This is a genomic window from Jezberella sp. (assembly GCF_964834465.1).
The window spans coordinates 56134-70709 of record NZ_CBAZRM010000001.1 but is presented as its reverse complement, the minus strand read 5'-3'; the positions used below and the strand labels follow the sequence as shown (position 1 = coordinate 70709).

General features: G+C 50.6%; 14 protein-coding genes and 1 pseudogene. 8 read left to right on the top strand and 7 right to left on the bottom strand.

Annotation, left to right across the window (positions count from 1 at the left end):
• Positions 1-2: 2 nt before the first annotated feature.
• From AC1W8Y_RS00305 to AC1W8Y_RS00290, 4 genes and pseudogenes are all read left to right on the top strand, one after another.
• Positions 3-1385 (top strand): annotated as a pseudogene (locus AC1W8Y_RS00305) (ABC transporter permease); the annotation flags it as partial.
• A gap of 78 nt (positions 1386-1463) precedes the next feature.
• Positions 1464-3137, top strand: coding sequence for an ABC transporter ATP-binding protein (locus tag AC1W8Y_RS00300; RefSeq protein WP_482012644.1), 1674 nt, complete (start codon positions 1464-1466; stop codon positions 3135-3137).
• 66 nt (positions 3138-3203) lie between these two features.
• Positions 3204-3710: a DUF1178 family protein gene (locus AC1W8Y_RS00295; RefSeq protein ID WP_482012460.1), complete on the top strand. Its 507-nt coding sequence runs from the start codon at positions 3204-3206 to the stop codon at positions 3708-3710.
• Entirely contained in the window at positions 3707-3958 is a 252-nt protein-coding gene (locus AC1W8Y_RS00290) for a YkgJ family cysteine cluster protein (protein WP_482012459.1), read from the top strand. Before AC1W8Y_RS00295 ends, AC1W8Y_RS00290 begins: the two co-directional genes overlap by 4 nt.
• A gap of 43 nt (positions 3959-4001) precedes the next feature.
• Here the strand turns inward: AC1W8Y_RS00290 and AC1W8Y_RS00285 are convergent, their stop codons facing one another.
• Complete coding sequence (locus tag AC1W8Y_RS00285; protein WP_482012458.1) at positions 4002-6233, bottom strand: malate synthase G; 2232 nt, start codon at positions 6231-6233, stop codon at positions 4002-4004.
• Between the two features lie 182 nt (positions 6234-6415).
• On the opposite strand from AC1W8Y_RS00285, the gene AC1W8Y_RS00280 reads away from it, so the two are divergent.
• Complete coding sequence (locus AC1W8Y_RS00280) at positions 6416-7393, top strand: tripartite tricarboxylate transporter substrate binding protein (RefSeq protein ID WP_482012457.1); 978 nt, start codon at positions 6416-6418, stop codon at positions 7391-7393.
• 17 nt (positions 7394-7410) lie between these two features.
• On the top strand, positions 7411-8436 hold the full coding sequence (locus AC1W8Y_RS00275; RefSeq protein WP_482012456.1) for a calcium:cation antiporter: 1026 nt from the start codon (positions 7411-7413) through the stop codon (positions 8434-8436).
• A 33-nt stretch (positions 8437-8469) separates the two neighbouring features.
• Here AC1W8Y_RS00275 and AC1W8Y_RS00270 read toward each other — a convergent pair whose 3' ends face one another.
• Together AC1W8Y_RS00270 and AC1W8Y_RS00265 are read right to left on the bottom strand one after the other, a co-directional pair.
• Complete coding sequence (locus tag AC1W8Y_RS00270; RefSeq protein WP_482012455.1) at positions 8470-8826, bottom strand: ArsR/SmtB family transcription factor; 357 nt, start codon at positions 8824-8826, stop codon at positions 8470-8472.
• 5 nt (positions 8827-8831) lie between these two features.
• The gene (locus tag AC1W8Y_RS00265) at positions 8832-9692 is read right to left on the bottom strand and encodes an MBL fold metallo-hydrolase (RefSeq protein ID WP_482012454.1); all 861 of its coding nucleotides are present in this window, start codon (positions 9690-9692) and stop codon (positions 8832-8834) included.
• Between the two features lie 115 nt (positions 9693-9807).
• On the opposite strand from AC1W8Y_RS00265, the gene AC1W8Y_RS00260 reads away from it, so the two are divergent.
• The gene (locus AC1W8Y_RS00260; protein WP_482012453.1) at positions 9808-10251 is read left to right on the top strand and encodes a YeeE/YedE family protein; all 444 of its coding nucleotides are present in this window, start codon (positions 9808-9810) and stop codon (positions 10249-10251) included.
• A gap of 2 nt (positions 10252-10253) precedes the next feature.
• Positions 10254-10691, top strand: a complete 438-nt coding sequence (locus AC1W8Y_RS00255) for a DUF6691 family protein (protein ID WP_482012452.1) — start codon at positions 10254-10256, stop codon at positions 10689-10691.
• A 172-nt stretch (positions 10692-10863) separates the two neighbouring features.
• On the opposite strand, the gene efp is transcribed toward AC1W8Y_RS00255, so the two are convergent.
• The 4 genes from efp to AC1W8Y_RS00235 all read right to left on the bottom strand — a co-directional run bounded on the left by efp (position 10864) and on the right by AC1W8Y_RS00235 (position 14371).
• The gene (gene efp, locus AC1W8Y_RS00250; protein ID WP_482012451.1) at positions 10864-11421 is read right to left on the bottom strand and encodes an elongation factor P; all 558 of its coding nucleotides are present in this window, start codon (positions 11419-11421) and stop codon (positions 10864-10866) included.
• 71 nt (positions 11422-11492) lie between these two features.
• Entirely contained in the window at positions 11493-12638 is a 1146-nt protein-coding gene (earP, locus tag AC1W8Y_RS00245) for an elongation factor P maturation arginine rhamnosyltransferase EarP (protein ID WP_482012450.1), read from the bottom strand.
• Entirely contained in the window at positions 12638-13849 is a 1212-nt protein-coding gene (locus AC1W8Y_RS00240) for a DUF2863 family protein (protein WP_482012449.1), read from the bottom strand. Before AC1W8Y_RS00240 ends, earP begins: the two co-directional genes overlap by 1 nt.
• Positions 13850-13918: 69 nt before the next feature.
• Positions 13919-14371, bottom strand: a complete 453-nt coding sequence (locus tag AC1W8Y_RS00235; protein ID WP_482012448.1) for a hypothetical protein — start codon at positions 14369-14371, stop codon at positions 13919-13921.
• Between the last annotated feature and the right edge of the window lie 205 nt (positions 14372-14576).

The window sequence follows — 14576 nt, the reverse complement described above, 5'->3', positions numbered from 1 at the left end:
TGATGCCTAAATTTGTGTTGTTATGGACCGATGCTGCCTTGTTCGCTTTGGTGGTGCTCGTCGGTGTTTATGCGTTGCGTGTATCAAGATCGAGGACACTACGTGCAACTTGGGCACGCGTCGTGCAGCGCGCACCGGCGATGTGTTCTGCTGTGATATTGAGTTTCTTTGTCTTGATTGGATTACTGGACTCCGTTCATTATCAACCCGCCCTAGCGCCCGTGGCAGGTGCTGCCCCAAATGCCACAACCATCTATGCGCCCAAGGTGCTTTCACTGCTTGATGCATTGTTCAGCGATACCTCTTTCGTCAAACCCGAAAAAACCTACTCTCGTCCTTTGGCCTATCTGCAGTTCAACAAGGAGTCGATGCTGGATGTAAATGGTCAACCGGTTAGAGACTTTCCGCGGTTGAAGTTTGGCGGCAGACATCTGCAAGTGCCGAGCTCGCAGTGGGGTGACGACGTCTGGCAACGGCTATTTCTTGGGTTTGGCGGTGGGGCTATCGCCGCCTTTGGGTTATTCAGCGCTTCGTTTTTGATGAAGTCTAAAACGAGCCGATTGCCTTGGCGAGCCATCTTGATCACTTTAACCGTGATTTGCCTGATGTTAGGGATGATCTTCAGTTTGTCTACCGGCTACCATGTGCTTGGCACTGATGGCACTGGTAATGATGTGCTTTGGCAGGCGCTAAAAAGCATTAGAACGGCATGGGTTATTGGCAGTTTGACGACCGCCGCGATGCTGCCTCCCGCATTGATCCTTGGTATTGCATCGGGCTACTTCAAAGGCTGGATTGATGATGCCATCCAATACCTCTACACGATGCTGACGTCGATACCTGGTGTCTTGCTCATTGCGGCGTGCGTTCTGATGATGCAAGTATTCATTGATACCCATGCCACTTCATTTCCTACGGCAGCACAACGCGCGGATATTCGGCTGTTTACTTTGTGCATGATTTTGGGCTTGACCGGCTGGTCCGGGTTATGTCGATTGCTGCGGGCCGAGTCTCTCAAGCTGAGAGAACTTGAGTATGTTCAAGCAGCAAAGGCTTTCGGCATTTCGAACTGGCGCATTATGTTCAGGCATTTGTTGCCTAATGTCATGCACATTGTCTTGATTACCGTCGTCTTAGAGTTCTCAAGCTTGGTGCTTTATGAGGCTGTTTTGTCATACCTCGGGATTGGGGTTGATCCGAGCATGAACTCATTCGGTTCAATGATTGAAAAATCCCGCCTGGAAATGTCACGTGATCCCATGATTTGGTGGAGTCTTGTCGCCGCCTTTGTGTTTATGTTGGCACTGGTGTTGTCGGCCAATTTGTTCTCAGATGGCGTGCGAGATGCCTTCGATCCTAAGTCTCGTCTATTTCGACCAAGGCGCTTTGGCAAAGTGTTAACCAAGGTGAGTTCACAGACAAATACAGCCGAGCCAAGCGCGTCTGACGCGGATGGGTCTGTTTTGTTAACGCTGACGGATCTTGAGGTTGGTATTGATGTGGACGATGGGATACGTTATGCGGTGCGCGCGCTTGCCCTGACGGTTAAGCGCGGTGAGACTTTTGCCCTCGTTGGTGAGTCGGGGTCAGGTAAGAGCGTCACCGCATTTGCGCTGATGCGTTTGTTGCCAGATGCGTTGAAAGTAACAGATGGTCAAATTTTTTTAGAGGGCGAGGATCTTAATCAACTGCCTGAGTCTCGCATGAGATCGGTACGAGGTGCGCGGATTGGGATGATTTTCCAAGAGCCGGGAACCAGTTTGAACCCAGTGATGCGCATTGGCGACCAGATTATCGAACCGATTGAACGGCACACGCCATTGCGTGGAAAGGCAGCGCGAGCGCGGGCAATCCAATGGTTAGACCGTGTTGGCATCCCCGAGGCTGCCGCCAGATTAAGCGATTATCCCTTTCAATTTTCAGGGGGACAAAAGCAACGAATCATGATCGCAATTGCGCTCGCAGCCGAGCCAACTTTGCTGGTGGCAGATGAACCTACAACGGCGCTGGATGTGACTGTCCAGGCGCAAGTGCTCGACTTAATCGGTCAGATTCAACAAGAACTTGGGATGGCAGTTTTGCTCATTACCCATGATCTTGCGGTGGTGCGGGGGGTGGCCGATACAGTCGCACTGATGCGTAACGGTCAAATGGTTGAAACGGCCTCTGCGGATGATTTCTTCAAAACACCGAAGCATCCCTATGCCAGGGAATTATTCGATGCTATCCCCACCTTTTCAAAACGCGGCAGACCCTTGTCACGATTGGTTTCATCTTCTGAGTGCCAAGCTGCAAGAGAGAGTCAACCCACCGATTGGTCCCATCGCCAAGAAGTTGTGCTGGTTGTGGATGATTTACACGTTCAGTATCCTGTTCGCGCGGGCCTTTTGCGGCGTACCATTGGTTGGACAAATATCGTAGAAGGCGTGAGCTTTCATTTGCACCGAGGTGAAACGCTTGCCGTGGTTGGTGGCTCTGGATGCGGTAAGACGACAATCGCAAAGGCGTTGCTCAGGTTGACAGACCCCAGTGCCTGCGTCGAGGGGCGTGTGCTTTTGCGCGGTGAGTCTGTGTTGAAGGCGAAGCGCTCAAAGCTGGCAACCTTGCGTCAGAAAATGCAGATCGTCTTTCAAGATCCCTATGCGTCGCTGAATCCTAGGATGCGGGTCAATGAAATTCTCACTGAAGGACTCGAAGCGTTGCGGGCTGATTTGTCTACGGCACATCAACGCGAGAGAATCGACTATTTGTTGAAACGAGTGGGTTTGCCGGAGGACGCGGGCTTCAGGTTCCCGCATGAGTTTTCTGGCGGGCAACGACAAAGAATAGCGATAGCGCGCGCGCTGGCCGTAGAGCCTCAGGTACTTGTATTGGACGAACCCACGTCGGCGTTGGATGTTTCAGTGCAAGCCCAGATTCTGGATCTGTTGAAAGAGCTGCAAGTCGAAACTGGGATGGCCTACGTTTTCATCACGCACAATTTTGGTGTCGTCGAGTACATCGCAGATCGCGTCGCCGTCATGGATGCAGGTCACCTCGTTGAAGTAGGTTCTGCAGAAGAGGTGCTTCATCATGCTAAACACGAAGTCACCAAAACGTTGCTAGCTGCCGTGCCTCGTTTGGAGGTAGGTCGATAGGTGCTGGTCATGCCAGGGGTATACTGCAGCTCTTGATTTATTCGTATTTGCCCCAATATCTTAGCCATGGGATTAAAAGTTTTCGATTTGCAATGCGGCAACCTTCATGTATTTGAGGGGTGGTTCGGCTCGCATGAAGATTACGACACACAGCAAAGCTTGGGCTTAGTGACTTGCCCCATGTGTCAGAATGACCAAATCACCAAGCGCTTATCTGCACCACGCCTAAACGTCTCAAATTTGCACGAAGTTGGGGCAACGAACAATCGTCGAGATGGGGATTTGACTGTCTCTACTGGTCAGGATGCACGACAAGTGATGGCACCGATGCCGATCTCGCCCGAGATGATGCAGTTGCAAGCAGCGGTCATGCAACAGATGCGAGAGTATGTGAAGCGCACTGAAAACGTAGGTCATCGCTTCGCAGAAGAGGCGCGAGCCATTCATGAAGGTGACGCGGTCGAGCGCCCCATTCGCGGGATAGCTAGCCCGGACGAGCAACGAGAATTGATCGAAGAAGGCATCAGTATTGTTGCCTTGCCTGATTTTCTGGATACTGACCGGCTACAGTGAATTGCCGACCCGATTGTGGGGCTTGTTGTATTGCCCCTTCGATTACTTCACCTATTCCCGGGATGCCACACGGAAAACCGGCAGGCACCCCTTGCGTTCAACTGCTCGCTGATATGCGTTGCGCTATTTTTGAGCATGTCAGCAGGCCAGCCTTTTGCACAGGCTTAAAGCCCGCCCAAGACATGTGCGGCGAGACCCGCGAGCACGCGTTGCTCTGGCTGGGTGACTTAGAGAAGGCCACCCGCTAATGCGACGTGACCCACCTGACGCAGGGTGGGCTTCATCAAACGCTCAAGCGCGTGCTTTCACTTTCAACCGCCAAGCATGTAAAAGTGGCTCGGTGTACCCACTCGGTTGCTCGAGACCTTTCATGACCAGATCCAACGCGGCTTGGTAGGCATATGAGGTAGCAAAGTTCGGTGCCATTGGCGTGTAGTGCGGATCATCGGCATTTTGACTATCTACCACTTTTGCCATACGCTCGAACGTTGCTGTCACCTGCGCCTCAGTCACGACCCCGTGCAGCAACCAGTTTGCAATGTGCTGGCTTGATATGCGCAAGGTTGCACGATCCTCCATCAAGCCAACGTTATGAATGTCAGGGACCTTAGAGCAACCGACGCCTTGATCAATCCAGCGCACCACGTAACCAAGGATGCCTTGTGCGTTGTTATCGAGCTCTTCGGCAATATCAGCTGCAGTCCAAGTGGCTTGCACCGCTTTGGTGGCCACGGGGACATGAAGAATGCCGTTCAAAAGATTTTCAATCTCCGCATCCGCATCAAGCTTTTCGAGTGCTTGCTGGATTGCCGCGACGTTGACCTGATGGTAGTGAAGGGCGTGCAACGTAGCTGCAGTCGGCGACGGTACCCAGGCCGTGTTGGCCCCGGCTTTGGGATGTGCAATTTTCTGTTGCAACATCGCGGCCATCAAATCAGGCATGGCCCACATGCCCTTACCGATTTGCGCACGCCCTCGTAAGCCACTTGATAGACCGACCAGTACGTTGCTGCGTTCGTAAGCAGCCAACCACTCGCTACTCTTCATGTCGCCTTTGCGAATCATGGGGCCGGCTCTCATTGCCGTGTGCATTTCGTCGCCGGTTCTATCCAGAAAACCAGTGTTGATAAAGGCAACCCGTGCTGTTGCTTCGTTGATGCAAGCCTTCAGATTGACGCTTGTGCGACGCTCTTCATCCATAATCCCCAGCTTGACGGTATTTTTGGGTAAACCTAGCAATTGTTCGACGCGACCGAACAGTTCATTGGCAAATGCGACTTCTGCAGGACCGTGCATCTTGGGTTTGACGATGTAAACCGAGCCCGTGCGTGAGTTGCAAATGGTTTGGTCTGCGGGGCGCTTGAGGTCGTGCAAGGCAATCGTTGTTGTGACAACTGCATCCAGAATGCCCTCGTAAATTTCGGCACCCTGGGCATCGAGAATGGCAGGATTGGTCATCAGGTGGCCAACATTGCGCAAGAACAGCATCGAACGCCCATGAAGCTTGATGAGACCCTCTTTAGCATCTTTCGCACCCGCTGCAGCGGTGTATTCGCGATCGGCATTCAAACTGCGGGTAAACGTTTTGCCACCCTTGCTGACGCTTTCAGTCAAGGTGCCTTTTAAGATGCCAAGCCAGTTACTGTAGGCGGCGACTTTATCTGCACCGTCAACGACGGCAACTGAGTCTTCAAGATCCAAGATGGTCGACAGCGCGGATTCGAGAATGACATCATTGACGCCTGCTAAATCATCTTTGCCAATCCCTTTGCTATTGTCGATACGAACGTCGATATGCAGGCCGTTATTGCAGAGCAAAACGCTTGACGGCGCATCTGCTAGACCTTGATAGCCCACCAATTTTTTGGGGTCAACAAGCTCAGAGGTGCTGCCGTCTTGCAGGTGAACCACCAATCTTGCATCACGCACAGCATAATGTTTTGCGGCATGATGTGACCCGCGAACAAGCGGCGCAGCCTGATCCAATAAGTCTCTTGCGAACGCAATGACCTTTGCCCCGCGGATTGGGTTGTAACCTTCGCCGTTGGGGCCTGCTTTCGTGGCGCCATCCGTTTCAGCAATTGCATCAGATCCATATAAAGCGTCGTACAACGAGCCCCAGCGAGCGTTGGCCGCATTCAACGCATAGCGAGCATTTAAGATAGGCACGACCAGTTGCGGCCCTGCTTGCACTGCGAGCTCGGCATCCACTTGAGTCGTCGTTGCTTGTACCTTACCGGGTGGGGGAACCAAGTATCCGATTTTTTCAAGGAAAGCTCGGTAGGCAGGCATATCTTGGATGGGACCAGGATTTGCGCGATGCCATGCATCCATTTCGGTCTGGAGTCGATCACGCTCAGCGAGCAACGCCTGATTCTTAGGTGATAAATCTCGGACGATCGCATCAAAGCCAAGCCAAAAGGCCGAACTATCCAAACCTGTGCCGGGTAGTACTTGATCCTCGATAAAGCGATAGAGAACGGTGTCGACCTGAAGGCCGTGAGTGGTAGTGCGTGCAGTCATGCTGAGATACCTTGCAAGGGTGGTGAATTAAGCCCTTGATTCTACAGCTTATTGAGCCTTGTTCGTCTAAATTTGCTGGTTTCAAAGCTGAGCAACGGCGTGTAAACTTCTGCCACAGAAAGATCAATCAAAATCAATCACTCGCGCAACATGTCGTCAGGGTGAAATTAGGGGCAGACAATATGACAGATAGAAGAGCTTTTATCCAATCTACCGGCACATTGCTGGCGACTGCCATGTTGCCAAGCCTGGCAGGTGCCGAGAGCGCGAAGTTTCCCAACCGTCCGATTAAGTATATCTGTCCTTGGCCTGCGGGCGGGGCAACTGACATCATTATGCGGTCTCTGGCGGAGAGCGTGAGCAAGACGCTTGGTCAAAACGTGGTGATCGAGAACAAGCCGGGCGCCGGCGGTACGCTTGGCGCCACCGAACTAGTCAACGACCGACCTGATGGCTACTCGCTCGCTCAAGTACCGCAAGGCGTGTTTAGGTTGCCGCATATGCAGAAAGTCAACTACGACACGCTCAACGATTTCACCTGGATCATTTGCCTCACTGGTTATATCTTCGGGTTGGCGGTCCCAGCTGACTCGCCCGTTAAAAGTATTGCCGACTTGGTCGCATTCGCTAAAAAGAACCCAAATGCGTTTACTTACGGCAGTCCTGGTACAGGGACGAGCCCACATTTGGCAATCGAAGAATTCGCGCAACGCGCCGGTATTGCGTTGACCCATATCCCCTTCAAAGGCAGTGCCCAAAATCTGCAAGGGACACTGGGCGGACATGTGATGTCGATGAGTGACTCTGGTCTTTGGGGCGAATATGTGGATTCAGGAAAAATGATTTTGCTGGCAACTTACGGTAGCAAGAGAACGAAACGATGGCCTACCGTGCCGACGTTGACTGAGCTTGGCTACGAAACGGTGTCCGATTCCCCTTATGGTGTCTGTGGCCCGAAGGGGATGGATCCGGCAGTGGTGAAAATTTTGCATGATGCGTTCAAAAAGACGCTCGATGACCCTCGTGTGCTGGCGACATTCGATAAACTAGATCAGCCAGTGATCTACATGGGCACCGAAGAGTACACAAAATTTGCTCACGATACTTTCTTTGCCGAAAAGGCGACGATTGAGCGATTGGGTATGGCTAAACCATCTTAAAGTAAAGGTAACAGTCGATGATGAGCATGATTAATTTGGACAATATTTGGGTCATTCTCGTGATGACCCTCTTGCTCATTATCGCAGTGCTTAATTCAGTGCATCAGGCAGAAGTGATCGCGCACAAGACGGGTGAACCGTTTGGCACGCTTGTCTTGGCCGTGGCAGTGACGATTATTGAAGTGGCTCTCATTATCTCTATCATGCTCGCAGCTGGGGAAGGTAGTGAGTTGATCGCACGCGATTCAGTCTTTGCAGCCATCATGATCGTCAGCAACGGGGTGATCGGTGCTTCGATTTTTTTTGGAGGCTTAAAGCACAATGAATTGCGCTTCCGGGTGGAAGGCACGAATTCGGGTTTGGCGGTACTGATCGCTCTGGCGACACTGACGCTTGTATTACCCGTGGTGACGACGAGCTCTCCAGGCCCAACATTCACCGAAGGCCAGTTGATTTTTGCTGGCGTTTCATCGCTGGTCTTGTACTTCACCTACGTTTTTATTCAGACCGTTCGGCATCGTGGTTACTTTTTGCCAATCGATGAGGACGACCGAGATGATCCTCGTGTTCATGCGGCACCTCCGTCGAACATGAAAACACTGATCAGCGGTGTTTTATTATTAATTTCTCTCGTTGCGGTAGTTGCCTTGGCCAAAGCCTTGAGCCCAGCGATTGAGCATGCCATCAGCAAAGCAGGTGCGCCCAGATCCGTGGTGGGCATCGTCATTGCGGCAATGGTGCTCTTGCCAGAAGGCGTGTCTGCGGTTCGTGCTGCCATCGCCAAGCGCCTGCAAACCAGTTTGAACCTTGCGCTTGGCTCTGCCTTAGCCAGTATCGGGTTGACTATCCCAGCCGTGGCAGTCGTTTCAGTTGTTTTTCATTTGCCATTGAGTTTAGGCCTCGATGCTTTGGGCATGACCTTCTTAGCGCTCACGTTTTTACTGGCAAGTCTGACGATTGCGATCGGTCGAACGACCGTCTTGCAAGGCGTCGTGCACTTAGTCGTATTTGCGGCTTACCTGTTTATGAGTCTCGTACCCTAACCCCCCCCACCATGAGCAAACTTCAAGCCGACGTTAGCGGCCGGATGTTAACGACAGGTGTGCGGGATTAGGTTTATTGGTCGAGTGTTGTTCACAAAACTGCTGATACAAAACGCTCATCACTGCCAGCGCTTCGTTGCTCGCCATAGCATAGTAAATTTGCTTGCCTGCTCGTCGTGTGTGGACCAGCTTTTCTTTTCGTAACACGCTGAGTTGTTGAGACAGGGTTGGTTGACCTATTTCAAGATGACGCTCTAAATCACCAACACAACATTCACCTTGACTGATCTGGCACAAAATCATCATTCGGTCGCGGTTCGCCAGAACTTTCATGAGGGCACACGCTTTGTCTGCCGACGAAAGCATTTGTTGCAGATTGAATTCTTTCATGGAGTCTACAGAACATTCAAGGGGATTTTCAAGTAAGCGGTGCCATTTGCCTCGGCCGCTGGCAGCTCACCCGCTCTGATGTTCACTTGTATGGCTGGCAACATCAGAGCGGGCATTTCTAGTGTTTTATCTCTAGCTGTTCTCATCAGCACAAACGCTTCTTCGGATATCCCGTCGTGAATATGGATGTTATTTGATGTTTGTTGCTCAACGGTGGTTTCGCATTGAGCTACCCGTCCGTTAGGTGGATAGTCATGGCACAAATAGAGCTTTGTGTCGGGGGGGTGATTCAATAATTTCTTTATGGATTGGTATAACTGATGGGCGTCGCCACCGGGGAAATCACATCGAGCTGTACCAACGTCTGGCATGAAAAGCGTGTCGCCGACAAAAATAGCGTTGTCGATATGGTAAGCCACACAGGCCGGCGTGTGCCCCGGAACAAAAAGACACTGCAAGCTTGAATCGCCAAAAGGGATGATGTCGTTATCTTTGAGCAGACAATCAAATTGTGACCCATCGGTCTTGAAACGATCACCCAAATTGAAAACGCCTTGAAACACTTTTTGTACTTGAGGGATGCGCTCGCCAATGGCGATCTTGCCGCCGAGCTTCGCTTTCAAATAGTGGGCTGCTGTCAGGTGGTCGGCATGTGCGTGGGTCTCGAGTATCCACTCAGTGTTGAGCTGTTGATCGTTGACAAAGGCAACGACCTCATCGGCTGACTGAGTGCTTGTCCGGCCAGATTTCGGGTCGTAGTTCAGAACGGGATCGATGATGATGCAGTGACCACTCGACGCATCACTCAAGGTATACGTGAAAGTAGATGTCGTTTGATCAAAAAAACTCTTGATATGAATAGTCATGATGTCTTTTTTCTATTTTAAAAATTAAAATAATTATATATTATAAAAATATATAGTATTATTTATCTTAATTAGCACTTGTTAAGCCGCTTAACCTAAAAAGGCAAATAGCAGCGTGGATATCGATTGGCAAGCATTTAGTCCCGTGCCATCCCTGATGGGAGGGGGAGTCATTGGTTTAGCCTGTGCGATTTTGATTGCTTTTCAAGGCAGAATCGCTGGTGTCAGTGGCATCTTAGGGGCACTTCTACAGCTTCAAAACACCCCTAAAAATCATTATTTGTGGCGCTTCTTATTTGTCTTGGGGTTGGTCAGTTCGAGTTTCTTCTACTCGCTATTTTCACCTTTGCCTAACATCAACATTGGCGCCAATTTCTATGCGCTTATCACCGCCGGGCTGTTGGTGGGCTTCGGCACTCGAATGGGGTCGGGTTGCACCAGCGGTCACGGGATCTGTGGTCTGGCCCGGTTGTCGATTCGTTCGCTGGTTGCGACGGTTTCGTTCATGGGCGCAGGCTTTGTTAGCTGCTATCTGTTTTTACACACTTTTTATCGATAAGCATGAAAAACATCCTCACCTTTATTGCAGGGTTAATTTTTGGTCTGGGGCTCATCTTGTCAGGCATGACTAATCCAGCCAAAGTGATCGGCTTTTTAGATCTGGGGGGTGATTGGGATCCAAGTCTGATGTTTGTGATGCTGGGCGCCATTCCGATCGCTTATATAGGTTTCCGGTGGATAGAAAAGCGACGAACAACTGTTTTTCACGAGACGCTCCATTTGGCAGGCACCAAACACATCAATCAATCACTGGTGATTGGCAGTCTAATTTTTGGGGTTGGTTGGGCACTGGCGGGATTTTGTCCTGGCCCGGCACTCGTTGCCCTCGGTGCAGGTCACTTCAAAGCGCTCATTTTTGTGATTGCCATGTTGCTAGGGATGGTGCTACACGATAAGTGGTACAAGCCCTTCTCAGACGCGCATGCAAGTTCAAGCTGACGACTTGTTCGATGCACTGAGCCTCAAAGACCATTAAGGGTGTTGCTCAAAAAAAAGATCTTCGAAAATCTCGAAGATCTTTTTTAATGATTGATCAAGGTGCTGACTAGCCCCAGACCTTTCACAACGAGCAATCAACGTCGATAAGTCGGTGGCGATTGCCACACAGCAGTTACATCACTCGGCTGCGATACTCACCGGTACGCGTGTCGATTTCGATCTTGTTACCAATTTCGCAAAAAAGCGGCACCGGCATTTCGTAACCCGTGTTGATCTTGGCAGGCTTCATCACCTTGCCAGAAGTGTCGCCACGAACGGCAGGTTCGGTGTAAATGATTTCACGAACGACAATGGTGGGTAATTCAACAGAGATCGCTCGCCCATCATAAAAAACCGCTTCGACAGGCATGCCTTCTTCGAGGTAATTCAAGGCATCGCCCATGCTCTCAGCTTCGATTTCGAACTGGTTGAAATCGGCATCCATAAAAACGTACATCGGGTCAGCGAAGTAAGAGTAATTGACTTCTTTCTTGTCTAGGACAACGATTTCGTACTTTTCGTCAGCCTTGGACACTGTTTCGCTACCTGAGCCAGTCAACAAGTTTTTGAACTTGAGTTTTACGACTGACGCGTTGCGGCCTGATTTGCTGTACTCTGCGCGCTGCACGACGAGGGGGTCTTTGCCGACCATCACTACGTTGCCCACGCGCAGTTCTTGTGCGGTTTTCATTGGTCAAAACTCCGGTAACTGAAGATCTGGCGCGCGCAACGCGCCAAGTTGATAGAAAATAGCCCTCTATTCTAGCCTTTCTGGCCTTTCGACGCAGATTGTTCGCAAAATTTGACCAGCGAGGTTGCTAAATCTAAGTGCTTTGCCTGCCTTTCACTGAATTTAATCATCGCCGAGCGCCACCGTTGAATCGATTCAGGGGCAAGCGCCGATGTGACGATATTGCTGAAATTTATGTTGTTGAGATCGGTGCTGGTTGATCCGGTATTCCATGTATGCACTAAATCAGCCACGTTGGCATCGAGCGATGCGAGCTTTAGCCACGCAGCTAATTTGATGAGATGGACACACTGTTCTTGAGGATAGATTTGCCAGACGAGGGGCTTTGCTGCCCATAGCGCCCTGACCATTGAATCTTCTCCTCGAACAAAATTAATATCTGATGTCCATAGAATCTTGTCGTAATCAGGCTGAGTAACAAACGGGATACGTTGAAGCTGGCATCGGCCAATCCAACCCGACGCCAATTCAGGCGCGATGCCTTCGGGCAATAACACTAAGAATGGTTTTCCTGTTGATGCTAACGCCTCGGTCAGGCCTTTGGTATTTGCTTGTGGATAACAAAATAAAGACACGATGGTTGGTGCGTTGATGGCTTGATCGCGCCACTCAAAGGCGGTCAGTGGATCAACGCCAAGTGATATGAGAAAGTTGCATTGATGATCTCGTGCCGAGCACCAATGATCCCTTTGCTCAGAAAGAGCACTCTCTCGCAGAAGCCCGCCTGTTTTATCCGTAAAACCGGGGAAGAAAAAATGCGAGGATAATCCATCGCTGCGCAAAGAGGGCAGGCCATGACATCCTTCGACCCAGTCCTCAGCACTGAGGTAATCAAGATTGATCCATAGGGTCTTGTGACTGTGCATTGCCGTCAACAACCCATCTGGCAAGTTACAGGAAAAAGAGGCGATGGTGATGTCTCGTGGGGTGATAGGGTGAGTCTCTTCATCCCATTGCACAACCTCGATATCATTGAGCCACTGGTGCTCTGAGGTATCGTCAATCTGCGGCTCTATTCGCTTAAAGCTTGCTAATTTATCGACCCATAGCCGGATTGCCCAATTAAATTCGTCACGTAACTGACGGACCAAACGGTAGGTGACACCGATGTCACCATAATTGTCGATGACCCGACAGAACACATCGGCTTTGATCATTAATGAAACTGTGTGGGGGCGGTTTGCGCATCCTCTGGCAGCTCAGCATGCACCATCTCACCTGCAGGATTGGGAAAGTACGGGGCACCGCAGTCATCGCAAAAATCCAGTGCCAGCATTGTTGGAAGTTGACGAACATCCTCCACCCCGCAAGACTTGATGAGTTCGCTGATCTCCGACGCGGTATCCCGGGCGGGGGCATCGGGCTCGTTGTTTAAGGCATCATCTTCTCTGCCATACATGGGCCAAAGGCACCCATAGACGACTTCGTTTTGATGCTTTTGTGTAAATCCGATCCGATACTCTTCTACTCGCTGTTCACCACAGCTCGCAATCACCACGCGCAGCTCACTTGGCTCAATCGCTAATGCGGCACACAGCCACGCGATGGCGGCTTTGACAGACAGGGGTCTGACCCGACGGTCAGCTTCGCGGTTGCTGACATAGAAAGCATCTGGGACAAGGATTTCAAAGCCGCATCCAGGGATTAAATCCGCGAAATAGTTTTTTGTCCCGGCTGCCCACTGCTCAAGACAAGTAGCGCGAGCTTCGCCCAATTCGCCGGGCTGTTCTTGCCAGCGAAACAGCGCCTGATTTTTCTCAACAGCAATCGCACCAACGAGGTAACGAGTATCCGCAAGCATATTGAAGCTATCCGGTACTTCATTGAGCACGGGTTGTTCTGCACCGTTGCCTAAAGCGCTTTCGCCTAAGCGGTGAAGCCACTGCCAGGTCTCGGAAAACCCCCGTGGCATTTGATCCAGACTGACTACTTGTGGAATAAACGAAATTTTTGTTTTTGTCGCTAGAACATGCTGCTGCATTTGTCCTACTAACCCGGTCAGGATATGAGACGAAATTGGCTGGGTAGGGATGCTGTAGCGCGTCCATGCGACCAACGGGGCAAGGATGAGTAGGACGTCGTAGCGAATACCGTCCTTCTCGATGACACAGGATTCGGATAGCGTCTCCGCCTGTTCCATCAATACTTCATATCCACCAAGATGATGTTGTGACAGATGATCGAGTGCGGCATTGATCGTTTGATCCTTGCCGGTTGCTAGCAATTTGCCGATCAGTTTGGCGAGCTCAACCTCCCAGAAACAATCTTCGATCCGGCTGCCCGAGCTGTGTAGCGCAAGCGAAAGCGCAACAAGACGTGAAGCTTCTCGACCTAGGCGGGAGGGTAACGATGCACGAGAACGGGGCATAACTTCAGCCAATTTATGAATTTAAGTAGACAGTGTACAGAATCTCATCGGTCGGCTGTGTACAGGGCATCAATGGGCAGGCAAATATCTCGCGATGTAAATGACGCCAGAAAACGCCCCACCCAAAACAGTGGTCATCCAGACAATCGTACGCCAGTTGTTCGCATGTATTTCTTTACCGATCGATCTGAGCTCTTGGTGAATAATGCCTGTTACTTTGAGTTCAAGATGGTTCATGTCCTCTTTAGAGGCCTGTCTCAATTTGCTTTCTAGATGATTCATGTCCTCTTTAGAGGCCTGTCTCAATTTGCTTTCAAGATGGTTCATGTCCTCTTTAGAGGCTCGTCGTAATTTGCTTTCTAGATTGTCCAGATCATCTTTGGTCGATTTTCTGAGTTTGTCTTCCAAATCATTGATATCTTTTTTGGAGGCGATTGTTAGATGGATCTCTAAATTTTTTAAATCTTCTTTGGTAGCGAGCGTCGGAAGAATCGTGTCGAAACGAGTTTCAAGTGCGGTCATTCGGGGTTCCATGTAGCGGTCCTGGGTTGTTGGAAAGCAGGCCCATCATAGGTGGGCCGGTCTCCGTTCAGGTAATCTACAGCGGGTTGTCAGCCATTCGCAATACTACCGATACAATTGCTTTCAAGTCAAAATGAGCGTTAAAAACCAAAACAGGCTGCCTCAAAAAAAGCAGCCTGCTGTGTCTTCAAACTATCTAGTCTGT